This window comes from Streptomyces sp. NPDC054842 (genome assembly GCF_053611025.1).
In genome coordinates this window covers 24,133-51,125 of sequence record NZ_JBSGZN010000039.1, presented here as the reverse complement: position 1 = coordinate 51,125, position 26,993 = coordinate 24,133, and the positions used below count along the sequence as shown (strand labels likewise).

Annotated in this window: 26 protein-coding genes; 17 read left to right on the top strand and 9 right to left on the bottom strand. The window is 73.1% G+C overall.

Annotation, left to right across the window (positions count from 1 at the left end):
• The first annotated feature begins 22 nt into the window (after window positions 1–22).
• Window positions 23–2,407, top strand: a complete 2,385-nt coding sequence (locus ACWGIS_RS26825; RefSeq protein WP_453365009.1) for a phosphoketolase family protein — start codon at window positions 23–25, stop codon at window positions 2,405–2,407.
• Between the two features lie 219 nt (window positions 2,408–2,626).
• On the opposite strand, the gene ACWGIS_RS26820 is transcribed toward ACWGIS_RS26825, so the two are convergent.
• A complete protein-coding gene (locus ACWGIS_RS26820) occupies window positions 2,627–3,463 on the bottom strand; it encodes a universal stress protein (RefSeq protein WP_453365008.1) in 837 nt (278 codons plus the stop codon).
• Window positions 3,464–3,715: 252 nt separating this feature from the next.
• Between ACWGIS_RS26820 and ACWGIS_RS26815 the strand changes: the two genes are divergently transcribed.
• Both ACWGIS_RS26815 and ACWGIS_RS26810 read left to right on the top strand, forming a co-directional pair.
• Window positions 3,716–4,063: a VOC family protein gene (locus ACWGIS_RS26815; protein WP_453365007.1), complete on the top strand. Its 348-nt coding sequence runs from the start codon at window positions 3,716–3,718 to the stop codon at window positions 4,061–4,063.
• Between the two features lie 47 nt (window positions 4,064–4,110).
• Complete coding sequence (locus ACWGIS_RS26810; protein WP_453365006.1) at window positions 4,111–4,929, top strand: methyltransferase domain-containing protein; 819 nt, start codon at window positions 4,111–4,113, stop codon at window positions 4,927–4,929.
• A gap of 262 nt (window positions 4,930–5,191) precedes the next feature.
• On the opposite strand, the gene ACWGIS_RS26805 is transcribed toward ACWGIS_RS26810, so the two are convergent.
• Window positions 5,192–5,476 (bottom strand): hypothetical protein, encoded by a 285-nt coding sequence (locus tag ACWGIS_RS26805; RefSeq protein WP_453365005.1) that lies wholly within the window; start codon window positions 5,474–5,476, stop codon window positions 5,192–5,194.
• 207 nt (window positions 5,477–5,683) lie between these two features.
• Window positions 5,684–6,247: a hemerythrin domain-containing protein gene (locus ACWGIS_RS26800; protein WP_453365004.1), complete on the bottom strand. Its 564-nt coding sequence runs from the start codon at window positions 6,245–6,247 to the stop codon at window positions 5,684–5,686.
• Between the two features lie 230 nt (window positions 6,248–6,477).
• Between ACWGIS_RS26800 and ACWGIS_RS26795 the strand changes: the two genes are divergently transcribed.
• The gene (locus ACWGIS_RS26795) at window positions 6,478–7,026 is read left to right on the top strand and encodes a hypothetical protein (protein ID WP_453365003.1); all 549 of its coding nucleotides are present in this window, start codon (window positions 6,478–6,480) and stop codon (window positions 7,024–7,026) included.
• Between the two features lie 108 nt (window positions 7,027–7,134).
• On the top strand, window positions 7,135–7,437 hold the full coding sequence (locus ACWGIS_RS26790) for a hypothetical protein (protein ID WP_453365002.1): 303 nt from the start codon (window positions 7,135–7,137) through the stop codon (window positions 7,435–7,437).
• Window positions 7,438–7,539: 102 nt separating this feature from the next.
• Here the strand turns inward: ACWGIS_RS26790 and ACWGIS_RS26785 are convergent, their stop codons facing one another.
• Window positions 7,540–8,463: a carbohydrate kinase family protein gene (locus tag ACWGIS_RS26785; protein WP_453365001.1), complete on the bottom strand. Its 924-nt coding sequence runs from the start codon at window positions 8,461–8,463 to the stop codon at window positions 7,540–7,542.
• Between the two features lie 262 nt (window positions 8,464–8,725).
• Here ACWGIS_RS26785 and ACWGIS_RS26780 point away from each other — a divergent pair, with 262 nt between their 5' ends.
• Complete coding sequence (locus ACWGIS_RS26780) at window positions 8,726–10,021, top strand: phytase (protein WP_453365000.1); 1,296 nt, start codon at window positions 8,726–8,728, stop codon at window positions 10,019–10,021.
• Window positions 10,022–10,253: 232 nt separating this feature from the next.
• Here ACWGIS_RS26780 and ACWGIS_RS26775 read toward each other — a convergent pair whose 3' ends face one another.
• Window positions 10,254–11,039 (bottom strand): ABC transporter ATP-binding protein, encoded by a 786-nt coding sequence (locus ACWGIS_RS26775; RefSeq protein WP_453365042.1) that lies wholly within the window; start codon window positions 11,037–11,039, stop codon window positions 10,254–10,256.
• Window positions 11,040–11,333: 294 nt separating this feature from the next.
• Between ACWGIS_RS26775 and ACWGIS_RS26770 the strand changes: the two genes are divergently transcribed.
• A complete protein-coding gene (locus ACWGIS_RS26770) occupies window positions 11,334–12,203 on the top strand; it encodes an alpha/beta fold hydrolase (protein WP_453364999.1) in 870 nt (289 codons plus the stop codon).
• A 60-nt stretch (window positions 12,204–12,263) separates the two neighbouring features.
• Window positions 12,264–14,498, top strand: coding sequence for an MMPL family transporter (locus ACWGIS_RS26765; protein ID WP_453364998.1), 2,235 nt, complete (start codon window positions 12,264–12,266; stop codon window positions 14,496–14,498).
• Window positions 14,499–14,612: 114 nt separating this feature from the next.
• Here the strand turns inward: ACWGIS_RS26765 and ACWGIS_RS26760 are convergent, their stop codons facing one another.
• Entirely contained in the window at window positions 14,613–14,783 is a 171-nt protein-coding gene (locus ACWGIS_RS26760; RefSeq protein WP_121408063.1) for a hydrophobic protein, read from the bottom strand.
• A gap of 249 nt (window positions 14,784–15,032) precedes the next feature.
• Between ACWGIS_RS26760 and ACWGIS_RS26755 the strand changes: the two genes are divergently transcribed.
• From ACWGIS_RS26755 to ACWGIS_RS26720, 8 genes are all read left to right on the top strand, one after another.
• Window positions 15,033–16,244 carry a cysteine desulfurase-like protein gene (locus ACWGIS_RS26755; RefSeq protein WP_453364997.1) on the top strand — a complete coding sequence of 404 codons (1,212 nt, stop codon included), beginning with the start codon at window positions 15,033–15,035 and terminating at the stop codon, window positions 16,242–16,244.
• A gap of 68 nt (window positions 16,245–16,312) precedes the next feature.
• On the top strand, window positions 16,313–17,182 hold the full coding sequence (locus ACWGIS_RS26750) for a YihY/virulence factor BrkB family protein (protein WP_453364996.1): 870 nt from the start codon (window positions 16,313–16,315) through the stop codon (window positions 17,180–17,182).
• 342 nt (window positions 17,183–17,524) lie between these two features.
• A complete protein-coding gene (locus tag ACWGIS_RS26745) occupies window positions 17,525–17,695 on the top strand; it encodes a hypothetical protein (RefSeq protein ID WP_453364995.1) in 171 nt (56 codons plus the stop codon).
• Window positions 17,696–18,015: 320 nt separating this feature from the next.
• Entirely contained in the window at window positions 18,016–19,629 is a 1,614-nt protein-coding gene (locus ACWGIS_RS26740; protein WP_453364994.1) for a SpoIIE family protein phosphatase, read from the top strand.
• Window positions 19,626–20,747, top strand: coding sequence for a cobalamin B12-binding domain-containing protein (locus tag ACWGIS_RS26735; protein ID WP_453364993.1), 1,122 nt, complete (start codon window positions 19,626–19,628; stop codon window positions 20,745–20,747). The genes ACWGIS_RS26740 and ACWGIS_RS26735 overlap by 4 nt, the downstream gene beginning before the upstream one ends.
• A complete protein-coding gene (locus tag ACWGIS_RS26730) occupies window positions 20,744–21,148 on the top strand; it encodes an STAS domain-containing protein (protein ID WP_453364992.1) in 405 nt (134 codons plus the stop codon). The genes ACWGIS_RS26735 and ACWGIS_RS26730 overlap by 4 nt, the downstream gene beginning before the upstream one ends.
• Window positions 21,149–21,322: 174 nt before the next feature.
• Entirely contained in the window at window positions 21,323–21,688 is a 366-nt protein-coding gene (locus ACWGIS_RS26725) for a PRC-barrel domain containing protein (RefSeq protein ID WP_453364991.1), read from the top strand.
• Between the two features lie 131 nt (window positions 21,689–21,819).
• The gene (locus ACWGIS_RS26720; protein WP_453364990.1) at window positions 21,820–22,191 is read left to right on the top strand and encodes an STAS domain-containing protein; all 372 of its coding nucleotides are present in this window, start codon (window positions 21,820–21,822) and stop codon (window positions 22,189–22,191) included.
• A 285-nt stretch (window positions 22,192–22,476) separates the two neighbouring features.
• On the opposite strand, the gene ACWGIS_RS26715 is transcribed toward ACWGIS_RS26720, so the two are convergent.
• The gene (locus tag ACWGIS_RS26715) at window positions 22,477–22,986 is read right to left on the bottom strand and encodes a DUF6328 family protein (RefSeq protein ID WP_453365041.1); all 510 of its coding nucleotides are present in this window, start codon (window positions 22,984–22,986) and stop codon (window positions 22,477–22,479) included.
• 403 nt (window positions 22,987–23,389) lie between these two features.
• On the opposite strand from ACWGIS_RS26715, the gene ACWGIS_RS26710 reads away from it, so the two are divergent.
• Complete coding sequence (locus ACWGIS_RS26710) at window positions 23,390–23,848, top strand: ATP-binding protein (RefSeq protein WP_453364989.1); 459 nt, start codon at window positions 23,390–23,392, stop codon at window positions 23,846–23,848.
• A gap of 522 nt (window positions 23,849–24,370) precedes the next feature.
• Here the strand turns inward: ACWGIS_RS26710 and ACWGIS_RS26705 are convergent.
• Together ACWGIS_RS26705 and ACWGIS_RS26700 are read right to left on the bottom strand one after the other, a co-directional pair.
• Window positions 24,371–25,153, bottom strand: a complete 783-nt coding sequence (locus tag ACWGIS_RS26705; protein WP_453364988.1) for a hypothetical protein — start codon at window positions 25,151–25,153, stop codon at window positions 24,371–24,373.
• 690 nt (window positions 25,154–25,843) lie between these two features.
• Window positions 25,844–26,653, bottom strand: a complete 810-nt coding sequence (locus ACWGIS_RS26700) for an SDR family oxidoreductase (protein ID WP_453364987.1) — start codon at window positions 26,651–26,653, stop codon at window positions 25,844–25,846.
• Between the last annotated feature and the right edge of the window lie 340 nt (window positions 26,654–26,993).

Below are 26,993 nucleotides of genomic sequence, written 5' to 3'. Positions count from 1 at the left end.
GCCCCTGACCCACGGAGTCACGATGACCAAGGCCGAACGCCAGGAGAGCACCGTACTGACCGACGAGGAGGTACGCAGGCTGGACGCCCACTGGCGGGCGGCCAACTACCTCGCCGTGGGCCAGATCTACCTCCTGGCCAACCCCCTGCTGACCGAACCCCTCACCCCCGAGCACATCAAGCCGCGGCTGCTCGGCCACTGGGGCACCTCGCCCGGCCTCAACCTCGTGTACACCCACCTCAACCGGGTGATCAGGACGCGTGAGCTCGACGCGCTGTGCGTGTGGGGTCCGGGCCACGGCGGCCCCGCGGTGCTCGCGAACTCCTGGCTGGAGGGCAGCTACAGCGAGACCTATCCGGACGTCTCGCGGGACGCGGCCGGGATGGACCGGCTCTTCCGCCAGTTCTCCTTCCCCGGCGGGGTGCCGAGCCACGTCGCACCGGAGACCCCGGGATCGATCCACGAGGGCGGTGAGCTGGGCTACTCGCTCGCGCACGCCTACGGTGCCGCCCTGGACAACCCCGACCTGCTGGTCGCCTGCGTCATCGGCGACGGCGAGGCGGAGACCGGCCCGCTCGCCGCCTCCTGGCACTCCAACAAGTTCCTCGACCCGGTCCACGACGGCGCGGTCCTGCCGATCCTGCACCTCAACGGCTACAAGATCGCCAACCCGACCGTGCTGTCCCGCATCCCGGAGTCCGAACTCGACGAACTCCTGCGGGGCTACGGCCACGAACCGATCCACGTGACCAGCGACGACCCGCGCCAGGTCCACCGGGCCATGGCCGACGCCTTCGACCAGGCACTCGACCGCATCGCGCTGCTCCAGCGCACGGCCCGCGAGGACGGAGTGGCCGAACGGGCCCGCTGGCCCATGATCGTGCTGCGCACGCCGAAGGGCTGGACCGGTCCCGGCGAGGTGGACGGCCTGCCCGTCGAGGGCACCTGGCGCGCCCACCAGGTCCCGCTGCCCGGCGTGCGCGAGAACCCGGACCACCTGCGGCAGTTGGAGACCTGGCTGCGCTCCTACCGCCCCGAGGAGCTGTTCGACGCCGAGGGGCGGCCCGTCGCCGACGTCGTCGCCTGCGTCCCCGAGGGGACCCGCCGGCTCGGTGCCACACCGCACGCCAACGGCGGTCTCCTCCTGCGCGACCTGCCCATCGCCCCGCTCGACCGCTTCGCGGTGCCGGTCGACAAGCCCGGCGCCTCCCTGCACGAGCCCACCCGGGTCCTCGGCGACCTGCTCGAACAGGTCATGCGGGACACCGGCGCCCGCCGCGACTTCCGTCTCGTGGGCCCCGACGAGACCGCCTCCAACCGGCTCCAGGCCGTCTTCGACGCCAGCGGCAAGGCATGGCAGGCGCAGACCCTCCAGGTGGACGAACACCTGGACCACCACGGGCGGGTGATGGAGATCCTCTCCGAACACCTCTGCCAGGGCTGGCTGGAGGGATACCTGCTGACCGGCCGGCACGGGCTGTTCTCCTGCTACGAGGCGTTCGTGCACATCGTGGACTCCATGGTCAACCAGCACATCAAGTGGCTGAAGACCTCGCGCGAGCTGCCGTGGCGCGCGCCGATCGCCTCGCTCAACTACCTGCTGACCTCCCACGTGTGGCGCCAGGACCACAACGGGTTCTCGCACCAGGACCCGGGGTTCGTGGACCACGTGCTGAACAAGAGCCCCGACGTGGTCCGCGTCTACCTGCCGCCGGACGCCAACACCCTGCTGTCCGTGGCGGACCACGCCCTGCGCAGCCGCGACTACGTCAACGTCATCGTGGCGGGCAAGCAGCCCTGCTTCGACTGGCTGTCCATGGACCAGGCCCGCGCCCACTGCGCGCGCGGCGCCGGGACCTGGGAGTGGGCGGGTTCCGCGGGCGCCGACCGCGAACCGGACGTCGTCCTCGCCTGCGCGGGCGACGTACCGACCCAGGAGGTCCTGGCCGCGTCGGACCTGCTGCGCCGGCATCTGCCCGACCTCGCCGTCCGCGTGGTCAACGTCGTCGACATGACCCGGCTGATGCCGCGGGAGGAACACCCGCACGGCATGAGCGACTTCGAGTACGACGGGCTGTTCACCAAGGACAAGCCGGTCGTCTTCGCCTACCACGGCTATCCGTGGCTCATCCACCGCCTCGCCTACCGCCGCACCGGGCACGCCAACCTGCATGTGCGCGGCTACAAGGAGATGGGCACCACGACGACACCGTTCGACATGGTCGTCCGCAACGACCTCGACCGCTACCGGCTCGTCATGGACGTCATCGACCGCGTCCCCGGACTCGCGGTGCGCGCCGCCGGCGTACGCCAGCGGATGGCCGACGCCCGCACCCGGCACCACGCCTGGATCCGCGAGTACGGCACCGACCTGCCCGAGGTCGCCGACTGGACCTGGAACGCCTGACACACGACCGGCTCTCTTGGGACCGCCGCCCGCTGTACTGCCGTACCGGCACCTCCGGGCACCGATCGCCGTCTCCGGGGCAGGCAGGACGCCGACCAGGAGCACTCGGGGCCCCAGGACTCCGACCAGGAGCCCTCCGGGGCCCCTGGCGGACGAACGGTCCGTGGCCCGTGGCACCGGGGGAGTTCCGTACGTCGCCCCTGCCGGAGGGCTGACGCCTCACCCCGGGACCACGGCCACCGGGCACGCGGCGTGCTCCAGCACGGCGTGCCGCACCGCCCCCAGGGAGCCGCGCCCGCGGCCCACCACCAGGAGCCGCGCGGCGGCCGAGGCGTGCGTCAGAGCCGCCGCCGGACTCTTCAGGACGACGTCCGGCTGCACGCGTACGCGTGGATGCCTCTCCCGCCACGGCCGCAGCGCGTCCGACAGCACCTGGACCTCCTGGTCCTCCCAGGCGCCGCGGTCCTCCTCCGGCACGGCGTACGGCATCCAGCGCGCGGCGGGCGAGGGCAGGCGCCACGCGTGCACCACCCGCAGGCGGATCCTGTGGCGCTCCGCCGCCCGGAAGGCGAACTCCGCCGCGGCACCCGCCGGGTCCCGGGCGTCGAACCCGCACACCACCTGGTCGCGGCGGTGGGCGCCATGGGCGCGGCCGGTGCCGTCCGGCACGAGGGCGACCGGTCCGTCGGCCGACGCGGCGACGTCGTGCGCCACCGAGCCGACGGCCGGTCCGCCGGGACCGCCCGCGCCCCGCGTCCCGAGCACCAGGAGACCGGCCCCGGCGGCGAGCGAGAGCAGCGCCGGGACGACCGGGCCGGTGCGGCTCACGTCCTCCACGCGCAGCCCCGGGTGGAGCTCCGCGAGCAGCCTCGCCCACGGGGCCGCGCCGGGTTCGAGCCGGTAGGGCCAGGTCGTCAGCTGCTCCCCGTCGGGTACCGGCGAGACGTGCGCGACCTGGAGGGGCCACCCGCCGCGCAGGGCCTCGCCGGCCGCCCAGTCGGCCGCGATCCGGCTGCCCGCGGAACCGTCGACACCGACAACGATCGCTTGTCCCATGGCACTTCATCCTCCGGCCGTACGGACGTCCCGGCCGCCCAGGGTCCTCCCGGGGGCCGCCGGTATCCATGGGCCGGACGGACCCGGTACCGGCCGGACGGTCCACGGACAGGACGCTGCGGCCGACCCACGGACATGACGCAGCGTCGCTCCGGAGGTGGCACCGGTCGCCGGGCCGATGACTTTCCGGCCGCCGCGGAGTCGTACGAGGGAAGGCAGTCGCACGAGAAGTCACTACGGAAGGGGTCGCTCATGGCCTTCACACACGTTCTCGCGGTCGCCCCGGTGCGGGACATCGAGGCCGCGGTGGCCTGGTACGAGCGGCTCCTGGGCCGCCCCGCCGACACCCGGCCGATGGAAGGACTCGCCGACTGGCACATCAACGCGACGGCCTGGGTCCAGGTCTTCCGGTCACCCGAGCACGCCGGCGGAGCACTGCTCAACCTCGTGGTCGACGACCTGGACGCGGCGCTGGTGGAACTCGCCGGACGAGGGATCACGGCCGGGGACGTCCAGCCGGGCGGACAGCGGGTACGGTTCGCCGCCGTCCACGACCCCGACGGCAACCGCGTCACGCTGATCGAGAACCCCGTGGCGTAGCCCGTGAGCCCGGATGGGGACGCGGCGCGGCGCCTAATGTGGCGCGCATGGGTGACAGCCGACCGACCTCGCACTTCCACGCCGGGAACTTCGACAACGCCGCGGTGGCCCGACTGGTCGCCGCACTGGACAGCCAGGACGCCGCCGACGGGGTGCGCCGGCTGCGCGCCTGGGCGCACGAGGCCGTGTCGCCACGACCCGGCGAGCGGGCCCTGGACGTCGGCTGCGGCACCGGATCGCAGACCCGGGCGCTGGCCGCGGCGGTCACCGCGGACGGCGACGCGCTCGGCATCGAGCCGAACCCCGGGCTGCGTACCGTCGCCGAACAGCGGGCGGCCGCCGCCGCCAGCACGGCCCGCTTCGCCGACGGCGACGCGTGCGCCCTCCCCCTGGCCGACGCGTCGGTGGACGTCGTGTGGTGCGAGCGCGTGCTCCAGCATCTGGCGGAGCCCCAGCGAGCGGTCGACGAGTTCGCCCGCGTCCTGCGGCCCGGGGGCCGGGTCGTGCTGCTGGACACCGACTGGGCGACGACGATCCTGCACCCCGGGGACCCCGCGACCGTCGCCGCGCTGACCTCCGGAGCGATCGCGGCGGCGGCCGGTCCGTACGCCGGACGGCTGCTCCTCGGCCAGCTCGCGGCCGCCGGTCTGGTGATCGACGACCGCGGTTCGCAGGCGCTGCTCCAGGACCACAGGACGGTGACGTGGCCGCTGATCCGGATGCTGGCGGAGTCGGCCGTGCGCCGCGAGCTGATCACGGGCGACCAGCGGGACCGGCTGTACGCCGACCTCACCGAGGCCGCCGAGCGGGGCGCCCTGCACATGTCCGTGACGATGTTCGGGGTCGCCGCCCACCGCCCCGGGTGATCCGGGGGGCACGGGACGTCACCCGGGCGGGGGCGGGAGGCGGGAAGCGGGAAACGGGAAACGGACCGGCCCGGCATTCGCCGGTCCGGCTGTTCCCGGGCGTCACCGGTCCGGGGTCTCGGGAGAGCCGGTTCACCGTCCGGGGCCCTTCAGGCCGATCCGGTCGTCACTGGTCCAGGCCCTGGGGTGAGCCGGTTTTCACTGATCCGGGGCTCAGGCCGAGCCGGTTTTCGCTGGCCCGGAGCCTGGGCCGAGCCCCTCGTCACTGATCCGGGGTCTCGGGTGAGCCGGCGCGCCACCGGACCTCCGCCTCGACCTCCGTACGCTCCCGGCCCGTGCTCTTCGCGAAGTCGGCCAACGCGGCGTGCACGTCCCGGGTGAGGTCGCGCCAGGCGCGCCAGGCCGTCTCGTACGTCTCCGTCTGCAGAGGCGTCCAGCCTCCCTGCTGCGTCGGCGGCCCGAACCTGTCCCGCAGCTCCAGGACTTTCGCGTGCGCCTCGTCGGCTACCTGCTGCTTGACGACCAGTTCGTCGAAGGTGTCTGCCACAGCGACGGATCTTAGGCGGGCGATCGCGAAGCCCTGCCGCGACACGTGGTGTGTCCGCCGGGGTGTCACCACGGTGCGGGCGCGGCACCTCACGACAGGCCACCCGGCAGGCGGGCCCGCGCGGCCCGGCGCTAAGGAGCCCCGGGCCGGTGCGGTGGTCGGCGGCCCGAGGCGGTTCACCCGGCGTCCGGCGGATCGCGGCGCGGGTCAGGAGTCCTTGCCGCGCCCGGAGAGGGCGTCACGCATCCGGTCGACGAGCCCGGCGCCCGGCGCGAGGAGCTTGTTGGCCGGCGGCTTGTCGGGGGCGGAGGGGTGGGGGCGGGTCGGCGCGGTCTTCTTGGCCTGCCGGACCTTGTCGCCCAGCTCGTCCAGTGCTTCCTGCGAACAGGACTCGCGCAGACGGGGGAACAGGTTGTTCTCCTCGTCCGCGACATGCGTCCTGATCTCCGTCATCAGCCGGCTCATCAGCCGGTCGAACTCGGGGTCGTCCGCCTGGCAGCCCTCCAGGTCCTTCATGGTGCGCTCCGCGACCGCGTGGTCCTCCAGCTCCCGGTCGGCGAGGGTGTCGCCGCCCGGGACATGCCGGCGGACCGCCGGGTAGAGGTAGGCCTCCTCGGCCACCGAGTGCCGGACCAGTTCCATCGTCACCTGGTCCGCGTACTGCTTGCGCTGCGGGTCGCCGGACGGCAGTTCCTCGATGTTCGTGAACAGTTCCTCGACCTCCTCGTGGTCCGTGGTCAGTTCCCTGATGACGTCTCCGCCGTGGCCCATCGTGTCGCTCCTTCGTGCGGTCTCGCGGCTTGCCGGTGTCCCGGGGCCCGTCCGGACGCAAGTGAAGCCCCATCCCCGGCCGGGTCCGGCGTATTGCCGCACCCGAGGGCGTGGCGGGCGCGCGGGTGTGGCCGAGGCCACCACCCGCACGTGGCCTGGGTCATGTGCCGCCGCGAGGTCGAGGGCTAGCGTGTCCGGTCACGCTCCCCAGGACGTCGGACGGATCCGCAGTGCACGCAGACCTCTCCCCGCTCATAGCGGCGACCACCCAGTGGCTCACGCGTGCCTATCCGGCGGGCGGCGGCGCGCTCGACACCGCGCTCGGCGAGGTTCAGGCCCGGCAGGCGGTGACGGTCGCGGCGTGGCTGCGCTACCCGACCCTGATGGACGCCGCCCTGGTGGGCGTGGCGGGCCCCGGCGGCTCCGGGCGGCTCGACGGCGTCGCCGGCAACGAGACGGCCGCGTACGACACCGGGGACGACGGCGACGGGGCGGACGCCCACGCGTGGCGCACCTGGGTGGACGAGGTGGTGGCGAGCTGGGCGGCGAGCCTGCTCCGCGACCCCGGCCTCGCCGAGCTCGCGGTGGAGGCGCTGACCGGGGTCGAGCACCTGGGCGGGACGCCGGTCGAGTTCCGGCGCCTGGTCGCCCCGGACGAGCGGGACGTCAGGGCGGCGCCGCTGCTCCGGCACCCGGACCTGCTCGCCCCCGTGGCGGACCTGCACCGCGCCGGCCTCTTCGACCGACTCCGGCCCGGCCGGGCCGTGACCTCCTCCTAGCGGCGGGCCGGTGCCCGCACGCCCTCCGGTGACAGCTCCGCCCCGCCGGGAGGCCCACTTCGTGCGGGCTCACGCATGGGGCGCGGACAAAAGGGAAACCCGGGGCGCATGGCGACGACAAAGCGTTACGCGGTGGCGGCTTCCGGGCGGTGGGTGGACGAGGAGGGCCGGCGGCTGCCGGCGGGCGAGGTGCACGCCTGGGAGCAAGGTCTGAACCAGACGGTGTGCGGTCTGTCCCTCAGCCGCTCGCAGCTCGGCCGCTTCGCCCACATCGCCTGGACCGACACCTTCCCCGAGTCGGGCGGGGCGGCGGACCGCGTCAAGCGGCTGTGCCCGCGCTGCGCGGCCGTGGCCGGACGCCGGGGCGGCCTCGCCCGGACCCCGTGGCAGCGCGTCAACCCCCGGCCCTGACGGCACCGCGGCAGCAGGGCGGCACGGAGGCCGTGCCGACCGAGTCCCGCCCCGGGCCGCCCGGCACAGGGCGGACCCGGGGAAGCGTGCCCTCGGTGTGCCTCAGACGCCGGCCGCCGTCCCGTCCGCGGCGAGGAGGGCGCGCTCGGTGATCAGGGCGGTGGAGCCGGGACCCGTGCAGGCGTACGCGCCCGCCACCGCGCCCAGCCGCGCGCAGGCGAGCACGTCCCGGCCGCCGAGCAGGCCGTAGAGGAAGCCGCTCGCGTACGCGTCTCCCGCGCCGTTGGTGTCCACCACCGGCGCCGGCGGGGCGACCGCCGCCACGTGGTGCGGGGTGGGCCCTCCGTCCCGTGTCAGGACGTAGGAGCCGTCCGCCCCGGCGGTCGCGACGACGGTGTGGGCGCGGCCCGAGCGGAGGATCTCCCGCATGAGGGCCGGGGTGCCCTCACCCGCGCCCGCCGCGCTGAGGAACACGAGGTCGGAGCGGAGGGCGAACTCCCGGTGGTGCTCGGCCAGTCCGTCCCAGTCGTGCAGGTCGGTGGAGACGGGGACGCCGAGGTCCTCGATGTCGTCGTACAGGAAGCGCGTGAAGTTCGTGATCGACAGGTGGACGTGCCGGGCCTTCCGCAGCCGGGGGAGGTACAGGTCCCGGGGCATCCGCAGGTCGTCGGGGTCGCGGGAGTCGTAGAACGACATGCGCCGGCCGGTGGCGTCGACCAGGTTCACCGCGCGGCGTGTGCCCGCGGGTGAGATGAGCGGGACGAAGTCGACGTCGCCCTCGGCCAGCCGCTCACGCACCCGTGCGCCGATCCAGTCGTCGCCGACGCAGTCCAGGAGCGTCACCCTCAGGCCGAGCGCCCGGGTGCCCAGGGCGACGTTGCCTCCCGTGTGGCCGGGCCACTCCTCGATCGGGCCGACGTGGACCGAGTCGGCGAGCGGCACCGGCAGGGAGTCGACGCGGACGATGGTGTCCACCCCGCTGCCGCCGACCACCAACACGTCGTTTTCCGCCTGCTGTTGTGTCACCGTTCCGCCTCTCCGCTCCCGCCGGTCCCAGTATGGCGGGGGCCGGGGTGCCGAGCCGGGTGGGCCTGGCGGGAGGTCCGGTCACGCAGGGGCGGAGGGGCCGCGTGGATGCCGGTGCGACCGCCCGCCGCCCGTGAACGGGCATTCACGCCGTGTACATGCCCGATTCGCGCGAGTGACGCCCGGGGGTCGCCGCCCGCTTCCAAGATCGCGGGGTCGAGTGTCCTCGACTGTCATGCTCTTGACGATAGGGAGTTGTCGCGTGACCAGGTCCCGGCCCATCCGTCCGGTCTTCCTCGTCCTGTCCACCGTGTGCGTCGCCTTCGGCGCGACGCTGCCCGCGCAGGCGGACGACGAGGCGCTGCGCGCGATCACGCCCCGGGCGGAGACGGCCGCGCTGTACGACGACGAGGCGGGCGGCGACGCCAACGCCGACGACCCCGCCATCTGGCGCAACAACGCCCAGCCGGGCCGCAGCCTGGTGATCGCGACCGCCAAGCAGGGCGGCCTGCGCGTGTACGACCTCGACGCCCGCACCGTGCAGTCCGTCCCCGCGCCGTCGTCCCCGTCGCCCGACGACGCCCCGGGACGCTTCAACAACGTCGACGTCGTCAACGGTCTGAAGCTGTCCTCCGGGCGCGCCGACCTCGCCGTCACCAGCGACCGCGGAAACGACCGGCTGCGCTTCTACCGCATCGACCGCGACGCCCCCGGCGGCCCGCTCAAGGACGTCACCGACCCCGCCGCCCCGCCGGTCTTCTCCGCGGACCAGGCGGAGATCAACGACCAGCGCACCGCGTACGGCCTCGCCACCTGGACCGACCGCGCGACGGGGAAGTCCTACGCCCTCGTCAGCCGCCGCGAGCGCACCACCGTCGCCCTGCTCGAACTGCTCCCGAAGAGCGGCGGCACGGTCGGCTACCGCAAGGTGCGCAGCCTCGACCTGCCCTCGTCCTTCCGGCTGCCGGACGGCAGGTCCTGGTCGCCGTGCGCGGAGCCGGGCGAACTGCCCCAGGTCGAGGGCATGGTCGTCGACCCGGCCGACGGCGTGCTGTACGCGGGGCAGGAGGACGTCGGCATCTGGCGCCTGCCCGCCGACCTCACCGGCACCCCGGTCCTCGTGGAGAAGGTCCGCGAGTACGGCATCCCCGGCACCTACGACGAGGCCACCGAGGAGTGCGCCGCGGGCACCGACCCCGGCTACGGCGGCACGCGGCTGACCGCCGACGTCGAGGGACTGACGCTGCTGACCGAGTCCGACGGCGACGGCTACCTCCTCGCCTCCAGCCAGGGCGACAACACCTTCGCCGCCTACGACCGCGAGGTGGAGGACGCCAACGAGTACGAGGGCGGCTTCCGGGTCGCCGCCTCGGCGCGGCTCGACGGCTCCGAGCAGTGCGACGGCGCCGCCGTGCTCAACGCCCCTCTCGGCTCGGCGTACCCGAACGGCCTGCTGGTCGTCCAGGACGGCGAGGAGACCCCCGCCGACGGCGAACGCGAGTCGACCAACTTCAAGTTCGTCGACCTCGCGAAGGTCAAGGACGCCCTCGACGACTGACCCGGCGGCCAGAACCCGCCGTTGAGGCGGGGGGTGTCGCGGGGTCCGGTGGGACGCCAGTACGCGCGCACAGCCGTGGGCCTGCCGCCGGGCCCGCGCCCGGCGCCGGCTCACTCCCGCCCCGTGCGCCCGCGCTCCGCGCCCGAACGCACCGAAACCGGCTCGGGCCGGCCGGACACACCCTGCCGACGGCCGGTCCGGTCAGCGCGGCGGGCTCCCGGCCCGTCCTCCGTCAGAGCGCCCGGCCGGAGCGCGCCGCCCAGCGCCCGCCGTGACGGCCGACGTCGATCGGCCGGCCGAAGCAGGCCGTCAGCCGCTCGCCGGTCAGCACCTCCTCGACCGGTCCCACGGCCTGGACCCGTCCCTCGCGGAGCAGCAGGGCGTGCCCGATCGCTGGGGACAGCTCCTCCAGGTGGTGGGTGACGGTGATCGTGGCCAACTCCGGCCGCCCGTCGGCCAGTCGGTGCAGCGAGTCGATCAGGTCCTCGCGCGAGGGCAGGTCGAGCGCGTTGAACGGCTCGTCGAGCAGCAGCAGCGCCGGATCGGCCATGAGCGCACGGGCGATGAGGATCCGGGCCCGCTGACCTCCCGAGCACACGCCGTACGGCCGGTCGGCGAGCTCCTTGATCTCCAGTTCGGCGAGCAGCGCGTGCGCCCGGTCCCGCACCTCGGCGTCGTAGGTCCGCCACAGCGGCTGCACCGTGCCGCTGTGCCCCGTGAGCACGACGGTGAGCCCGGTGGCGTCCTGCGGTACGCGCTGCGCCGAGGACACCAGACCGATACGGGCGCGCAGTTCGCGCACGTCGACCCGGCCGAGCCGGTGTCCCAGCACTTCGACCGTGCCGGTGGTGGGGTGCGCCAGGGCGCCGATCAGCCGCAGCAGGGTGGTCTTGCCGGCCCCGTTGCCCCCGAGCAGCGCCCAGTGCTCCCCGGAACGCACCCGCCAGTCGACGCCGTCGAGGATCACCTGGCCCGTGGTGTGCCGCCGTACGCTCACTCCGTCGAGGGCGGCCACGATCCGTCCGCTGTCCGTCGCCCGCGCACTCACCCGTCCGGCCTCCCGCGTCGTGACCCCTGCGACGGCCGGCGCTCACCGCGAGCGGAAGCCGTACGGGTGGGAACCCGCGCGCCAGAGGGTAGCTGTGTTCTGCACGCACTTGTCGGAGCGTCCGCACCTCGGGACGTGGGCCGGGGCCCGTGACGACGGGCGGTACGGCGGGCGCGCCCCGCCGCCCGTCGCTACGATGGAAGTGATCTTCGCGCGCCTTCCCGGCCTGCGGACGAGGGGGGCCACCGGAGTCAGGAGGCCGCCGTGGGCACGGTCGCGGTGAAGTCCGCGCAACTGGCGGGAGGGCCGCTGCTGCCGTACGCCGAGGCGGGAGGCCCGGAGGGGGTTCCCGTCGTCCTGGTGCACGGCGTCGGGGACTCGTGGTGGACGTTCGAGCCCCTGCTCAGACAGCTCCCGGCCGCTGTGCACGCCTTCGCGCCCACGCAGCGCGGGCACGGCGACGCCGAGCGCCCCGAGGAGGGGTACCGCCCGGAGGACTTCGCCCGGGACCTGGTCGGCTTCCTCGACGCCGTGGGCGTCCGGCGCGCCGTCCTCGCCGGGGCGTCGAGCGGCGGCGTATCCGCGCGGATCGTCGCGGGCAGCCACCCGGACCGGGTCGCGGGCCTCGTCCTGATGGGCGTACCCGCCACCCTCGACGACAAGCCGGGCGCCGCCGCGCTCTGGGAGACCGTCCGGGACCTGCGCGACCCCGTCCCGCGCGACTTCGCCGAGAAGCTCCTCGACGGCCTCGTGGACGGCCCGGTCGGACGCGGGCTGAGGGCGACGATGATCGAGGAGAGCCTCAAGCCGCCCGCGCGCGTCTGGCGCGAGACGCTGCGGGGCCTGCTGGAGACGGACCTGGCGGCGACGCTGCGCGGCATCCTCGTACCGACCCTGCTGCTCTGGGGCGAGCGGGACGCCGTGCTGCCGCGCGCCGACCAGCAGCTGATCCTCGACACGATTCCCGGCTCGGCCCTCACCGTCCACGAAGACGCCGGCCACCTCCTGTACTGGGAGCGGCCCGAGCTGGTCGCCCGGGACCTCGCCGCCTTCGCCACGCGGGTCCTGCCACCGCATCAGGAGAACTCCCCGAGGGGCGGGACGGCACCCGGCGGCGCCGGGACCTGCGGATGACGTCCTGATCACGGCGACGTCTAATGAACGAGTCCGACATGTCGCCCAGGGGAGCAGCCCATGCCGTCCAGCCGCACCACTCCCGGCCAAGGACAGGCACGGGCCGGGAAACTGCGCAGGCTGGGGGAGTGGTGCGCCCGGCACTTCGCCGTCGTCATCGTCGCCTGGCTGGTCGCGATCGTCGCCCTCCAGGTCCTGGACCGCTCGTTCGGCGGCGAGTACTCGGACAACTTCTCGCTGTCCGGCGTCCAGTCGCAGAAGGGCCTCGACGTCCTCCAGAAGCACGATCCGGCGGCCGGGGGCTACAGCAGCCAGATCGTCCTGAACGACGCCAAGACGCCCCTGACCTCGTTCGGTTCGCAGATGAGCCAGACCGTCACCGACCTGGGGAAGCTGCCGCACGTGCTGTCGGCGCAGAACCCGCTCCCGCCGCCCGGCTCCACCCCGCCCGCGTCCCAGCAGAACGTCGGCCCGCTGTCCGGCGACGCGAAGACGGCCTACATCACCGTCCGGTTCGACGTGCAGCCGTCGACGCTCGGGGACTCCTACCTCGACGGTGTCGACAAAGCCGTGCAGCCCCTGCGCGCGGCCGGCGTCGGCGTGGACTACGGCGGTCCGCTCGGTGAACTGGCCAGGCCGGCCGCGGACGACCGCGTCAGCGAGCTGATCGGCTTCGCGGTGGCCATCGTCGTCCTGCTGGTCGGTTTCGGCAGTGTGCTGGCCGCGGGCATCCCGCTGCTGACCGCCCTCATCAGCGTCGTCGGCGGCCTGGCCTGCCTGGGACTGCTGGCCGCCGCCTTCACCTTCGCCACCGTGTCACCGACGCTCGCCACCATGATCGGACTGGGCGTCGGCATCGACTACGCCCTCTTCCTGATCACCCGTCACCGGCAGCACCTCATCGACGGCGCCGACCCGGTGCGGGCGGCCGGACGGGCCACCGCCACCAGCGGGCGGGCCGTGCTCGTCTCCGGCTGCACCGTGATCATCGCCCTCGCCGGACTGTCCGTCTCCGGGGTCGGCTTCATCGCCAAACTGGGCGTGGCCGCGGCGGTCACCGTCGTCTCGGCGGTCCTCGGCGCCCTCACCCTGGTACCGGCCCTGCTCGGACTCATCGGCCGACGCATCGACCGCTACCGGGTGCGCCGTCCCGTCGCGGAGACCGACGCGCCCGCCGGCGAACCGGCCCACGGCACCTGGCACCGCTACGCGCAGCGGGTGCAGCGGCGCCCCTGGTGGTTCCTCGCGGGCGGCACCGCCGTGGTCCTGCTGCTCGCCGTCCCGGTGCTGTCCATCCAGCTCGGGCACATCGGCGACGGCGCGGATCCGAAGTCGTTCACCGACCGGCGCGCCTTCGACACGATGTCGCGGGCCTTCGGACCCGGGTCGAACGGCCCGCTCACCGTCGTCATCGACCAGACCGGTGTGCCCTCCGACCAGCGGTCCACCCTGGCCTCACAGGCGCAGAAGTCGCTCACCGGCGTACCGGGCGCGGCCACCACCACACCGCTGACCGCCACCAAGGACGGGGACGTGCTCGTGGGCACCGTCTACTCCAAGGAGGCCCCGCAGAGCTCGGTGACCACCGACCTGACGAACCGCCTGGTCGACGAGACCCTGCCGCAGGCCGTGTCCGGCACCGCCGCCAAGGGCTACGTCACCGGAACCACGGCCGCCCAGGTCGACTTCCGCGACATCGTCTCCAGCCGTCTGCCGCTGATCATCGCGGTGGTCGTCGCGCTCGCCTTCCTCGTCATCCTCATCGTCTTCCGGGGGCTCCTCGTCGCGCTCAAGGCGGCGGTCCTGAACGTGCTCTCCATCGCCGCCTCCTACGGCGTGGTCGTCGCCGTCTTCCAGTGGGGCTGGGGCGGGCCCGCACTGGGCGTGTCGGGCAAGGTGCCCATCGAGAGCTACGTGCCGATGATGATGTTCGCGATCATCTTCGGACTGAGCATGGACTACGAGATCTTCCTGCTGTCGCGCGTCCACGAGATCTGGCTGCGCACCGGCGACGCGGGGGCGAGCGTGGCCCACGCCCTGGAGATCACCGCCCGCGTCATCACGTGCGCGGCCCTGATCATGGTGAGCGTGTTCGCCGCGTTCATCGTGAGCGACAACATCGTGGTCAAGATGCTCGGTCTCGGCCTCGCCGTGAGCGTGCTGATCGACGCGACCGTCGTACGGCTGCTCCTGGTGCCCGCCGTGATGACGCTCCTGGGCCCGCGCGCCTGGTGGACACCGCGATGGCTCGACCGGGCCCTGCCCCACCTCGACCCCGAGGGCGAGCACGGCTGACCGGACGGCCGGCGGGACGCCTTCCCGCCGGCCGCCACGCGGCCCGGCTACGGGCACCACACGCAAAGAGGCCCCACCGTCGGACGGTGGGGCCTCTTCTCTGCGCGGGGAACGTCACCAGCGGTACCAGCGGCCGCGTCGGCCGCCGCTCGCCCCCGGCCGGATCACGAAGCCCAGCAGCCAGACCACGAGCACGATGACCGCGATCCACCACAGCGCCTTCAGGGCGAACCCCGCGCCGAAGAGCAGCAGGGCCAGAAGCAGTACGAGAAGCAGGGGAACCATATCTATCGACCTCCGCCACTCCTGGTGCCCCACGATCACCGGAACACGCCTCTGACGTGCGTGTTTGTCTCTGGCGATGGCGGGCACACGCCCCCGCTCCCGCGGTGCGGGGCCTCGGTCCCGGCCCCGGACGCGGTCCCTGCGATGATCGACCGCGGTGCATGTCCGCAGCCGTTCGCGACCGTCGGACGAGGCCCGCCCGTGCCGTCCCGCGACGGGAAAGCGGCCCCGTCCCGTGAGGAGACCCTGGTGACGTACGACGTCGGCGCCCTGCGCGCCCGATTCCCCGCCCTGCGCGCCGGAACCGCGCACTTCGACGGGCCGGGCGGCACGCAGACGCCGCAACCGGTGATGGCCGCCATCGTGGACGCGCTCGCCGGTCCCCTGTCGATCCGCGGGGCGACCGTCCCCGGCGAGATGAACGCGGAGACCGCCGTCCGGGAGTTCCGGCAGGCCATGGCCGACCTGTTGGGCGCCGAGGCGTCGGGCGTCGTCTTCGGGCGCAGCGCCACGCAGCTGACGTACGACTTCGCCCGGACGCTGGCCGCGACGTGGGAGCCGGGCGACGAGGTCGTGGTCAGCCGGCTGGACCACGACGCCAACATCCGCCCGTGGGTGCAGGCCGCCGAACGCGCCGGCGCCGTGGTGCGCTGGGCGGACTTCGACCCCGACACCGGCGAACTGCCGGCCTCCGCCGTGGGCGAGCTGCTCGGCGAGCGGACCCGGCTGGTGGCGGTCACCGCCGCGTCCAACCTCATCGGCACGCGTCCGCCCGTCGCGGAGATCGCCCGCCTGGTCCACCAGGCCGGCGCGCTCCTCTGGGTCGACGGGGTCCACTACGCGGCCCACGACTTCGTGGACGTCGAGAGACTCGGCGCTGACTATTTCGTCTGCTCGCCCTACAAGTTCTTCGGCCCGCACCACGGAGTCCTGGCGGCGCGGCCCGACCTGCTGGAGACCCTGCGCCCGGACAAGCTGCTGCCGTCCACGGACGCGGTCCCCGAGCGCTTCGAACTCGGCACCCTGCCCTACGAGATGCTGGCCGGTACCCGGGCCGCCGTCGACTTCCTCGCGGACCTCGCCCCCGGGGCCGCGGAGGAGGGCGGCCGGCGGGAGCGCCTGCGCGCCGCCTTCGCCGCCGTCGACCACCACGAGACGGGGCTGCGCGAGCGGCTGGAGAGCGGCCTCTCCCGGCTGGACGGCATCACCCTGTACTCCAGGGCCGCCGACCGTACGCCAACGCTGCTCGTCACCTTCGAGGACCGCCCCGCCGTCGACGCGTACCACTTCCTCGGCGGCCTCGGCGTGCACGCGCCCGCCGGGTCCTTCTACGCGCTGGAGGCCTCCCGTCACCTGGGCCTGGGCGAGACCGGCGGCCTGCGCCTGGGCCTCTCGCCGTACAACGACACGAGCGACGTCGACCGGCTCCTGGAAGGGCTGGCGGACTTCCTGAAGTCGTGACGGCCGCGGACGCCCCCAGCCGGTAAAAGGGGGTACTAGCCCTTGCAGGCGCACCCCCAGGAGGACGCGTGACCCTGCGCACGAGCGCGACACACATTCCGGCCTGGACGCGGGCCAGAGCGGTCTGGCCGACGGCCATGCGCCGGGTCCCGGCGGCGATGTGGAACGACAACGTCTCGGACTGGGCCGCGGCCCTGACGTACTACGCCGTCCTCGCGCTCGTGCCCGCCCTGCTGGTGACCGTCTCGCTCATCGGACTGGTCAGTCCCGATCTCACCGACCGGCTCATCGACCACGTCACGACCTGGGCGCCGGGCGAGTCCGGCGCCCAACTGCACAGCGCTCTGCGGGACATGGCGGACGAGCGCTCCGCGGCCCTGACGGTGGCCGTGGCCGGAGGCATCGCCTCGCTCTGGTCGGCCTCCAGCTACCTCGCCGTGTTCCGGCGCGCGCTGCACACGATGCACGGGATCCCCGACCGGCGTCCGCTCTGGCGCAAGGTGCCCCGGATCGTGCTCACCGCCCTGTCCCTGCTCGCCCTGCTGGTCGCGAGCGCGTTCGCCCTGGTGCTCACCGGACCGCTGGCCGAGGGTCTGAGTGAACGCAGCGGTACGGGCCGGACGGGGGAGGCCACCTGGTATCTGCTGCGGTGGCCCGCACTGGTGTGCCTGGTGGCGCTGCTGGTCGTCGTGCTGTTCCGCAGCGGGCCGCCGGTGGCGCGGCAGCGCCGGCACGCACTGCCCGGAGGCGTCGTGGCGGCGGTGCTGTGGCTGGTCGCCTCGGCCGGTTTCTCCCTCTACGCCTCCGGCATCGGCGACTACGGACGCCTCTACGGCTCCCTGGCGGGCGTCGTCGTCTTCCTCATCTGGCTGTGGGTGTCCCATCTGGCCCTGCTGGCCGGGGCGCAGTTCGCGGTCGAGGTCAGCCGCTTGTCCTAGTGCGGCGGCCGGTCCGCGGGGCGGCGCGCGTGGCGTGCCGCGGTCCGGCGCTGCGTCGGTCCGGCCGGTGCGACGGGCCCGCCCCGCGTCGGCGGGCCCCCGCGGGCACCGCACACCGGCGTCCGGTGACGGATGCCGCCCGCTCCCGCACGCGCGTCGGTCGCCGCCTCCGCGCACATCGGTCGCCCTGCTCCCTCCCGTGTCTCGCGTACGCCTCGCGACCCCGTGCGCCGGGGGCATATCCGCGTGATGTCCGGGTCCGGCATCACGGGGTCCGAACGGGCAGTGTCGGGCGCCGACTTGGGGGCATCCGGAGTTCACCACTTCGAAAAGGAGATCCAAATGCTCGGCATCGTGGCAGCGGTCCTGTTCTTCATCGCGTTCCTGATCAACGCGGCGGACATCTCGACGAACGACGTGTTCACCTCGACCAACTTCATGCTGATCGGGCTCACTCTGCTGGCCCTGCACGTCGCGGGGATCGGCAGCGGCTGGGCCGGCCGCAGACGGTGACTTGGCGCGGCGGCGGGGTGCGGCAGTAGGTCCGCGCCCCGCCGCTTCGCTGTGTGCGCCCCGGCTCCCGGGGCGGGCCCGGCTCCGGAAGGCGGGTCGTCCCGGGACGCCCTGGCCGTGACCGTGCTCACGTGGCCATCGGCCTCCCGTGGGGACCAGTCCGCGGATGCGACTTGCAGTTGCGCCGTCCGGCAGGAGATGGTTGTCGGACGGAAACAGTCGTCGTCGCCGGAAGGGCGGTGGGCTCGCGGACGCGCGCCTTCAATGTGGACACTCCCCAGCAGACCCCTGTCAGCTCGCGTGGCGCACTTCTGGGCGCGATGTGGGACGCCGCCCCCTGTCCCGTCGTCGTGGCGGACCCGGCGGGTGGTGTCCTCGACGTGAACGCCGCCGCGGCGGCACTGTTCCCGGACGCCGTGAGCGGGGCGTGGCTCCAGGACGTGGTCCCGGTCTGGATGGCGGACGCCCACGTCCGCGTCGGGAACCGGGCCGGGGGCGCGGACGCCCCCGGGGGACGGCCGCCCGCGCACGGCAGGGTCGGTGACCGCTCGTTCGAGGCGCATCCCACCCGCACCGGGAACGGCGACGTGGTGTGGTGGCTGGTCGACGACACGGACAGGCGGCTCGCCGAGGAGGCGCTCGCGACCGAACGCCGGCGCACCGCGGTGCTGGCCGGCGCCTCCAGCACGCTGCTGTCCTCGCTGAACGTCGAGCGCTGCATGGAGGCGACGGCGCGGATGGCCGCCGAGCACCTGGCGGACGCCGCCGTCATCGTCGCCCCCGCGCGCGGCCACCGGCTGCCGCTGACGTTCTGCGGTACCGGTGGTGAGGTCGAGCACAGGGTGGTGCAGGCGGACCCCGAGGAGGTTCCCGGGCTGAGCGACGCCCTGCGGGGGTTCCCACCCGTGCCGTCCCGGTGGATCGACCCCGCCGCCGTGCCCGAGTGGGCCGTCCCCGCGGACTTCACCGGCCCCGTAGGCTCCGCCGTGGTCACCCCGCTGCCCGGCCACGGAGTACCGGCCGGCGCGCTCGTCCTGCTCCGCTCCAGCGCGCAGACGGCCTTCACCGACAGCGAGGAGATCTTCGCCCGCCTCTTCGCGGCCCGGGCGGGTGCGGCGATGTCGGCCGCCCGCATGTACGCGGAGCAGGCGGCCATCACCGGCACCCTGATGCGCGAACTGCTGCCGCCGCGACTGCGGAACGTGCACGGCGTGGAGTTCGCCGGCGCCTACCGCCCCTCGGGGCAGTCCGAGCGCGTGGGCGGCGACTTCTACGACGTCCACCCCGGGGCCGACGAGGACCAGGAGTCCCTCGTGGTCCTCGGGGACGTGTGCGGCAAGGGCCTGGAGGCTGCGGTGCTCACCGGGAAGATCCGCAACACCGTGCAGGCGCTGCTCCCGCTCGCCGGTGACCACCAGCGACTCCTCGGGCTGCTCAACGGCGCGCTCATCAACTCGCACCACACCCGCTTCGCCACGCTGGCCCTGGCCTCGGTGGTCCGCCGCGGCGGCTCGGTCCACCTGAGGGTCACCAGCGCCGGACATCCGCCACCGCTGATCGTCCGGGCCGACGGCCGGGTCGAGACGGCCAACACCCGCGGGACGCTCGTCGGCGCCTTCCCGGACATCAGTTCCACCACCGCCGACGTGGAGCTGGCCCCCGGCGAGACCTGTCTGTTCTTCACCGACGGCATCACCGAGGCCAGGGGCGGACCGCTCGGCGACGAACTGTTCGGCGTCCAGCGGCTGACGACCGCGCTCACGCAGTGCGCGGCGATGCCCGCCGAGGCGCTGGTGGAGCACGTCCAGATGCTGGCCTCGCAGTGGGTCGGCCGCGGCGCCCACGACGACATGGCCGTGGTCGCGGTCACCGCGCCGCACCACGCGCACCTCAGCGCGGTGAACGGCCACACACGGGGCAGGTACACCGCATGACTGTCTCCTCCGTCCGCGCCACCGGCGACGCGGTCTTCGAGTCCGCCCGCGAACGCCTGTGGGCGGCGGTCCGCGACGGCGACGAGTTCGGTGCCTCCGCCGTGGTCTTCGACGCCCTCGACGCGTCGGCGGCGGATGCCGAATCGGTCCTGCTGGACCTGATCGCCCCGGTGCAGGCCAAGGTGGGTGCCGAGTGGGCCGCCAACCGGATCACCGTCGCCCAGGAACACGCGGCGACCGCGATCCACGACCGGGTCATCGCCGCGCTCGCCCATCACACCGGCCCCCGCCCGCAGCCGTCCGGCGCCCCGAACCGGCCCCGTGTCACCGTGGCCTGTGTGGACGGCGAGTGGCACGCGCTGCCCGCGAGGCTCCTCTCGGAGGTGCTGCGGCTCCGGGGATGGCAGGTGGACTTCCTCGGCGCCCAGGTGCCCACCCCGCACCTCATCGCGCACCTGCACCGGACCGGGCCCCACGCGGTCGCCCTCTCCTCGTCCATTCCCACGCACCTGCCGACGGCGCACACCGCCGTCACCGCCTGCCAGGCCGCAGGCGTCCCCGTCATGGTGGGCGGCGCCGCCTTCGGCCCCGACGGCCGCTACGCCCGCGCGGTGGGAGCCGATGCCTGGGCCCTCGACGCGCGGGAGGCCGCGGCGGCACTCGAACGCGGTCTCTCCCGGCCCGATCCGCTCGCCCTCCACCAGCCGGTGGACGCCCTGCCGCACCTGGCCGACCAGGAATACACCATGGTCGTACGGACCCGCCGGCACCTCGTGCGGGAGACGCTGACGCAGCTGGAGGAGCGGTTCAGCCCGATGCGCCGCTACACCGACCAGCAGCGCGAGCACACGGCCGAGGACCTCGCCCACATCGTCGACTACCTGGCCACCGCCCTGTACGTCGGCGACCCGGAACTGTTCACGACGTTCATCGTCTGGACCGCCGACATCCTCGCCGCCCGCCACGTCCCCGTTCGCAGTCTCGACCCGGCCCTCGACCTGCTCGCCGGGCAGCTCAAGGACTTCCCGCGCGCCTGCCGCACCCTGGCCGTGGCACGGGAGGCACTCGGGACGCGCACCCCGGCATCGAAGAGCCCCGGCACCGGAAAGCCCGCATGACCACCCTTCAGCCACCGCCCTTCTCGGTCACCGTCGACACCGTCGACACCGACGCCACCGAGGCCGTCGTCCGCATCGCCGGAGACCTCGACCACGAGACCTGCGACGAGTTGCTGGCCGCCGTTGACTCCGTCCTCGGCACGCCCCCGTCCGGTCCGCTCCAACTTGCCTCGTTGCGCCTGGACTTCACGGAGCTGCACGGCATCGACTCCATGGGCCTGTCTGCCCTGCTGATGATCCGCAGGCGTACGGACGCGGCCCGTACCCGGCTCCACCTGGACGGACGGCCCGACGTCCTGGAGCGGATCCTCGACGTGACGGGGACGCGCGGCCACCTCACCGCGCCGCCCGGTGAGCGCGGCCGGGGCTTCGACGAGGTCGCGGGCCGCCCCGGCACCTGACGGGTCGTCACGCGAGCCCCGACGCCCCGCCGAATGCGGCTCCGTTCGGGGGGTATTGGCTGCTGTGGAGCGCGGCGGAGCAGTCTCTCCGCCTCTCGCGTTCCACCTGGCAATTCCCCGCCGCGGGGCGGTCGTCGGCGGACCGCAACCGTGGCGGAGGAGGAGAGGAGCAGCGTGATCACCGAAAGAATCTGGTCGTATCCACCGCAGTGCGCCTACTCGGAGGGGCAGGACCTCACCGGGTACGTCGTCGAGGCGACCGACGGGACGATAGGGCACGTCGACCGGCAGGCCGACGACTCCGGGATGCGCCACCTGATCGTGGACACCGGTGTCTGGGTCTTCGGCAAGAGCGTCCTGGTGCCCGTCGGCGTGGTCACCGGCGTCGACACGCAGGCACAGAAGATCACCGTGGTGTGCACGAGGGACGAGGTGAAGTCGGCGCCCCTGTTCAAGACGGACCGGGAGACGCTGGATCCCGCCTTCCTGGAGCGGGTGGGCAGCTACTACCAGAGCCTGCCGCCGAGGCAGCCCGCCTGACCCGCACCGCGCGGTGTCCGCGGGGGCGGCGCCGAAGGCCCCGCACACCCGGAAGCAACACCGGGCACCCGATGTCTCCGGGACCCGTCCACGAGAGTGCCCGAGCGTCGTGCGAACGGAAAAGAGCCACCGTGTCCGACGAGTTGGAGGCCACCGTCACGCACGGGTCGGCCCAGGACTCCTTCGTGGTGCGGGCCGGGGGCGGCATCGACCACGCGAGCGCGTCCGTGCTGGAGGAGGCGCTCGACCTCGCACACCGGGTGGACGCCTCCCGGGCGATCGTCGATCTCTCCGGCACGGATTTCGCCGACTCCTCGATCCTGCACGTACTGCTCGCGGCGCAGCGCGCCCACCGGGCCCGCGGACGGCTCATGATCGTTACCGGGCCCTTCAGCGACACCGTCAGAAGGCTCTTCGACGTGACGGGGACCGCGGGATTCTTCGTGCCGGCCGACGACGTGCAGGCGGCCATGGCCCTTCCGCTCGACGGAGACGCGCGGTGACGTGCGTCCGTCCCGTCACCGCGGACACCCCGGCGCCCGGTGGACCGGGCGCCGGGGTGTGCGGTGGGCCGGGCGCCGGGGGCGCCTTCCCGGGCCGCCGCGACGACCCGCGTGGACCGGCTGCTCGGGGATCAGGGCCCTGGCGGTCCGGACAGCACTCTCACGTCGGTGCTTCTGGTCACGGCGGCCCGCCAGCAGGTCCGTGGTGACGCGATCAGCGCCGTGGTGCCGCCGACCGGGGACGGAGGGGCCATCCGATGACGGTGCCGACGCCCACGCGCCCCCTCACCGCGAAGCACCGCCGTTCGCCTTGTCGGAGCGCCGCCTGAGCATCCACGGCAGCAGATACCAGCAGAACCCGAACCAGAGCATGACCGCGCCGGCCAGTATCTCCGCCAGCAGGCTGGGCAGCACCACGTGCAGGATGATGAGCACCGTGCACCCGATGGTGAGCGCCAGCAGGACGATGCCGCACATCATCAACCGACCGGCGGCGGCGACCAGTTCGTCCTTCATGCGCTGGCCCGAGAGGAACCGGTGGATCGAGACCGGGGCGATGAGGGCGCCGGTCGCGGCCGCTCCCAGGACCACGGTGAGGACGTAGACCGTCCGGTCGAAGGTCCCCAACTGCCGGAACAGCGGAGTGAAGGCGACGCTCAGCAGGAAGCCGAACAGGATCTGCACACCCGTCTGCGCGACGCGTGTCTCCTGAAGTATCTCGTTCCAGCGCCGGTTGACGCGCTCGAGTTCCGACTCCTCGCCCTGACCGGCGGCGGAGGCTTGTCCGGCCTGCAGCGCTTCCCTCGCGTGCTCGGTGGACGCGCCCGCCTCGTCCGCCCCCTGCGATCTCTGGTCCGTCAGACTCAAGGCACCGCTCCTCTCCCTGGAACCTGCTCGGTGGTCTGGTCCTTGTACCCGGCAAACGCGTGATCACGACCTGACCAGGCGACTTGTCCGGGGCCAGGGGGAGCAGGGGGGGGCGCATGCCCTCCCGGTCGCAGGTGCCTCGTCCGTGGAAGCCGGGCTGAGCAACACGGCGCCGGGCAGACGACGTTCCCTTACGGACAGCCGGGGCGCCGTGCCGCCGCCCCGGCACCCGGCAGGCCAACGGGCGCGGCACAGACGGGTGTTCGGTGGCGCATCGGGGGTAGACGCGCGGAGTCGGACCGAGCGTGCCGGTCCGGGCAAGGGGACCGGGATGGTGGAAGCTGTTGCTGGCGAGGGCGGCGCGGACATGGTGCTGCCAGGGCTGTCGCCGTGGGCCGGAGCCGTCTACGACGGCGCCTCGGAATCGATAAGGGCGGCGCGGAAGTTCGCCGCCGACTTCATGGAACGGCTGCAACGGGCGTACCGCATCGCGCTGTCCACCAAGGTGGTCGGTGCGGTGCAGCTGGTCGTCAGCGAACTCGTCACGAACGTGTGCAAACACGCGCCGGGGCCCTGCGCCCTCGACCTGGTGGTGGTCGGCCGGTCGCTGGAGATAAGGGTGTGGGACAGCAGCTTCAGGGTGCCGGTCCCGGACGTGCCCGATCCAGGCCGGATCGGACGGCACGGCCTGGAGATCGTCACCGCGCTCTGCGGTGACATAGACGTCCGGCGCGAGCCCGTCGGCAAGCGCGTCAGGGTGCGCATCGCCTTGGAGTCAGCGCCTGCCTGACCCGCGTCGACGACATGCCGGGTAGCAGGTCGATGGTCTGAGGGTGCGTCCGCTGGGGCGCACCCTCATGTCGTGCTCGTCCGCGCGCCGGGTTCGCGCGTTCGGCGGCCTACACCTAAGAGGAGTGCGGACCCGGCCAACCGAGCGTCCCCGCGATGTGCAGGTGGGTCGACGGGTCCGGTCGTCTCATGGGTGACCATGGCTGGGCTGAACTGCCCATCGCACTACGGCAGTTGTGCGGCACGACCCGGACGCCCGGAACGGCGTGCGCGGGCTGGCCGACTCGGAGGCGCACGGGGCATGAAGCCGACTCCGAGGCACCCGGGGCATGAAGCACCCCGCCCGGACCTGTGTCACCGGACGGAGTCGGGCGTCCTCGCCGCAGACGCCACGACGCGCGCCCGACCCGTGCGCTCAAGCTCCCGCACCGCACCTGACCGGCATGACCGAGGCGGTGCCGCACCGCGTGCTCCGCCGCTGACCCGCCGTTCCTTCGCCGGGGCGGTGAGCGGTCGGCGGTGCTCAGCCGGCTGCGGCCTCCGTCTGCGGGGTGTCCGAAGCCTGCTCCGGAGAGGTCGCGGCCGTGTAGAAGACGGACGAACCCTGCTTGCTGCGGTGGGCGTGGCTCTTGGCGACGAGACCTTCGAGCGTGGTGCGCACGACCGTGATCTTGATGCTGCGGTCGGGGTGGGCCTCGGTGAGCGCGGTGGCGATCTCGGCGGCGGAGCGGGGCTCGCTCTGCTGCTCCAGGTGGCCGCGGATCAGCTCGACGAGGGTCGGCTTCGCGGCTGCCTTGTCCGTCTTCTCCGCCGCCGGCGCAGCGGTCTCGGCGGCCGGCTTCGCGGTCGAGGAGCTCTTCGAGGTTGAGGAGGTCTTCGAGGCCGTGGAGGTCTTCGCGGACGTGGAGGACTTCCTGGCCGCGGGCGCCTTGGAGGGGGCCTTGGTGGCGGGCTTCTTGGCCGCGGACTTCCTGGCGCTCGCGGAGACCGCCTTCTTCGCCTTGCTCTGCTTCGGCTCGGCCTTGGCCTGCTTCGGTTCGGCCGTCGCCTGGTGAGGAACGGTCGGCGTCGCCTTGGTGTCCAGTCGCGCGGCCGACTCGGCGGCGGCGATGTTCCCGGCGCTGAGCGCCTGCTGCATGGTGACCAGCACGGTGTGGTCGTGCTGCAGGGCCTGGAGCTGCTCCTGAAGGGCCTCGATCTCGGTGCCGATGCGCTCCTGCTCCTTGACGTTCCGCTCGAGGTCACCCGTCACCTGGGCGATGTACTGCGAAGTCAGTTCGGTGGAACGGGCTTGGGTGTCGGTCATGCCGGCGGCCTTTCTCGAATTCGCGGCCACGGCGTGGAGAATGAGGGCACCGGGCTCGCGAAGGGATGGGGGTTGTCTCCCGTTTGCGATGACTGGACTCGGCTGCAGTCGCAACTACTGCTGCGGGCACCAGCCTAGAGATAGTACGCATGAGTGGAAGGGAATGTTCCCTGCTCAGTGCTGTCCAGCTCAATTCACTTGCCGCACAAGCCAGGTGGGGGAGGCGGCCCACAGGGCTGTCGGCAGGTGGGACATGTCGACTTCCGTACGTGTCCATGAACCCCCCTGACCTGCGAAGTCAGTTGATGTGACGGGGAGTCGGTCATATTCCGTTAGCAAAGCCGGGGGCCCACTGTGTGTGAAGTGACCGGCCCGCCGGGGTGAACAGAAGTACCCATGTCGAAGTGACCCTTCTCCGGTGAGTCACCCGCCTTCGACTCAGGAAGAGGCTGTGAAGAGGCTGAGTGCCGGCCCCGACGACATGCGAGAGGCGCGCCTTCCCGAACCGGTGACCGAGTCATCGGGTGAGCCGGCTCCATTGGTGCCGGAGGGAAGGGGCGCCTCTTGTGTGCGACTCCTGTATTACTTCTCAACTCGCGCGCTGCACAAGCAAGTTGATGTGCCGGGCGGTGCGGTCAGCTGTCGCGGACGACCGGTGATGTGATGGGCGCCCATGATGTGTGCCCTGACTCAGGGACGCCGCCAGTCGTCGCTCTGGAGGTGGGAGCCGGCCTGCGGACCCATGCGCACCATGCCGCCGTCCGCCACCCAGGACGCCCCGGTGACGTACGAGGCGTCCGGACCGGCGAGGAAGGCGATCACGGCAGCCATCTCGCGCGCGTCCCCGGGACGGCCCAGGGGAATGCCGGGACGGCGCTCGGTGTGCACGTCGGTGTCCTCCTGCCCCGTCATGGGTGTGGCGATCTCACCGGGCGCCACCGCGTTGACGGTGATGCCGTGCTCACCCAGTTCCAGTGCCATCACCTGAGTGAGCAGCCCCAGGCCGCCCTTGGCCGCGCAGTAGGGGGCGGCGCCGACCCGGGGCTGATGCTCGTGCACGGAGGTGACATTGACGATACGCCCGCCCTCGCCCTGGGCGATCATGCGCCGGGCCGCGCGCTGGCTGCACAGGAAGGGACCCACGAGGTCGATGTCGAGGACCCTTCGTACGTCGTCGAGCCGCAGGTCGAGGAAGGGCGTGGCGGTGCCGGTGCCCGCGTTGTTGACCAGCACGTCGAGGCGGCCCAGCCGGTCGGCCAGCTCGTCGATCGTGTCGGCGGCCTCCGGGAGCCGGGTGAGGTCGAGCTGCGCCACGGCGGCGCGCCGGCCGAGCGCGCGCACCTCGTCGGCCGTCTTCTCGGCGCCCTTGTGGTCGCTGTGCCAGGTGATGCCGACGTCCATGCCCGCCTCGGCGAGCCGGACGGCGGTGGCCCGGCCGATGCCGGAGTCGGCGCCGGTGACGATGGCCGCCTTGGCGGGTGACACGGGGGACGCGCTCATCGATGCCTCCTCGCGGCCGTGCCCGCGGCACGCTTGGCCGGCTGCCACCGGCCACCGCTGTCACGGCCGTACATGTGTGGGGAACGGGCTGTCGCAGTACCCGGGGGAGAGCAGGCGAAACGGCGGCCGGACGGGCCGGGAGAGCCTCGGAGGGGCGGTGGTGCGACACGGCTGCCGGCACGGGCGAGACTCATGTGCCTGACAGCGAGGGGATGCGGGTGGGTGCCCGGAAGCTGGGGGAGGGAGAGGTGTCAGTCACCCCCGTCGGAGACGGCACGCGCTGTCCCCGGTACTCGGCGGCGTGTGATGTGTCATGTGCCGTCGCATGCGGAAGAGGTGT

Bases quoted from the DNA above. Each gene is read 5' to 3' on its own strand.
- ACWGIS_RS26810 (WP_453365006.1), top strand. From the start codon at position 4,111: ATGGGTGACAGCCGACCGACCTCGCACTTCCACGCCGGGAACTTCGAC.
- ACWGIS_RS26700 (WP_453364987.1), bottom strand. From the start codon at position 26,653: ATGAGCGCGTCCCCCGTGTCACCCGCCAAGGCGGCCATCGTCACCGGC.
- ACWGIS_RS26735 (WP_453364993.1), top strand. From the start codon at position 19,626: ATGACTGTCTCCTCCGTCCGCGCCACCGGCGACGCGGTCTTCGAGTCC.
- ACWGIS_RS26820 (WP_453365008.1), bottom strand. From the start codon at position 3,463: ATGGGACAAGCGATCGTTGTCGGTGTCGACGGTTCCGCGGGCAGCCGG.
- ACWGIS_RS26745 (WP_453364995.1), top strand. From the start codon at position 17,525: ATGCTCGGCATCGTGGCAGCGGTCCTGTTCTTCATCGCGTTCCTGATC.
- ACWGIS_RS26800 (WP_453365004.1), bottom strand. From the start codon at position 6,247: ATGGGCCACGGCGGAGACGTCATCAGGGAACTGACCACGGACCACGAG.
- ACWGIS_RS26730 (WP_453364992.1), top strand. From the start codon at position 20,744: ATGACCACCCTTCAGCCACCGCCCTTCTCGGTCACCGTCGACACCGTC.
- ACWGIS_RS26765 (WP_453364998.1), top strand. From the start codon at position 12,264: ATGCCGTCCAGCCGCACCACTCCCGGCCAAGGACAGGCACGGGCCGGG.
- ACWGIS_RS26740 (WP_453364994.1), top strand. From the start codon at position 18,016: ATGTGGGACGCCGCCCCCTGTCCCGTCGTCGTGGCGGACCCGGCGGGT.
- ACWGIS_RS26705 (WP_453364988.1), bottom strand. From the start codon at position 25,153: ATGACCGACACCCAAGCCCGTTCCACCGAACTGACTTCGCAGTACATC.
- ACWGIS_RS26815 (WP_453365007.1), top strand. From the start codon at position 3,716: ATGGCCTTCACACACGTTCTCGCGGTCGCCCCGGTGCGGGACATCGAG.
- ACWGIS_RS26760 (WP_121408063.1), bottom strand. From the start codon at position 14,783: ATGGTTCCCCTGCTTCTCGTACTGCTTCTGGCCCTGCTGCTCTTCGGC.
- ACWGIS_RS26710 (WP_453364989.1), top strand. From the start codon at position 23,390: ATGGTGGAAGCTGTTGCTGGCGAGGGCGGCGCGGACATGGTGCTGCCA.
- ACWGIS_RS26825 (WP_453365009.1), top strand. From the start codon at position 23: ATGACCAAGGCCGAACGCCAGGAGAGCACCGTACTGACCGACGAGGAG.
- ACWGIS_RS26790 (WP_453365002.1), top strand. From the start codon at position 7,135: ATGGCGACGACAAAGCGTTACGCGGTGGCGGCTTCCGGGCGGTGGGTG.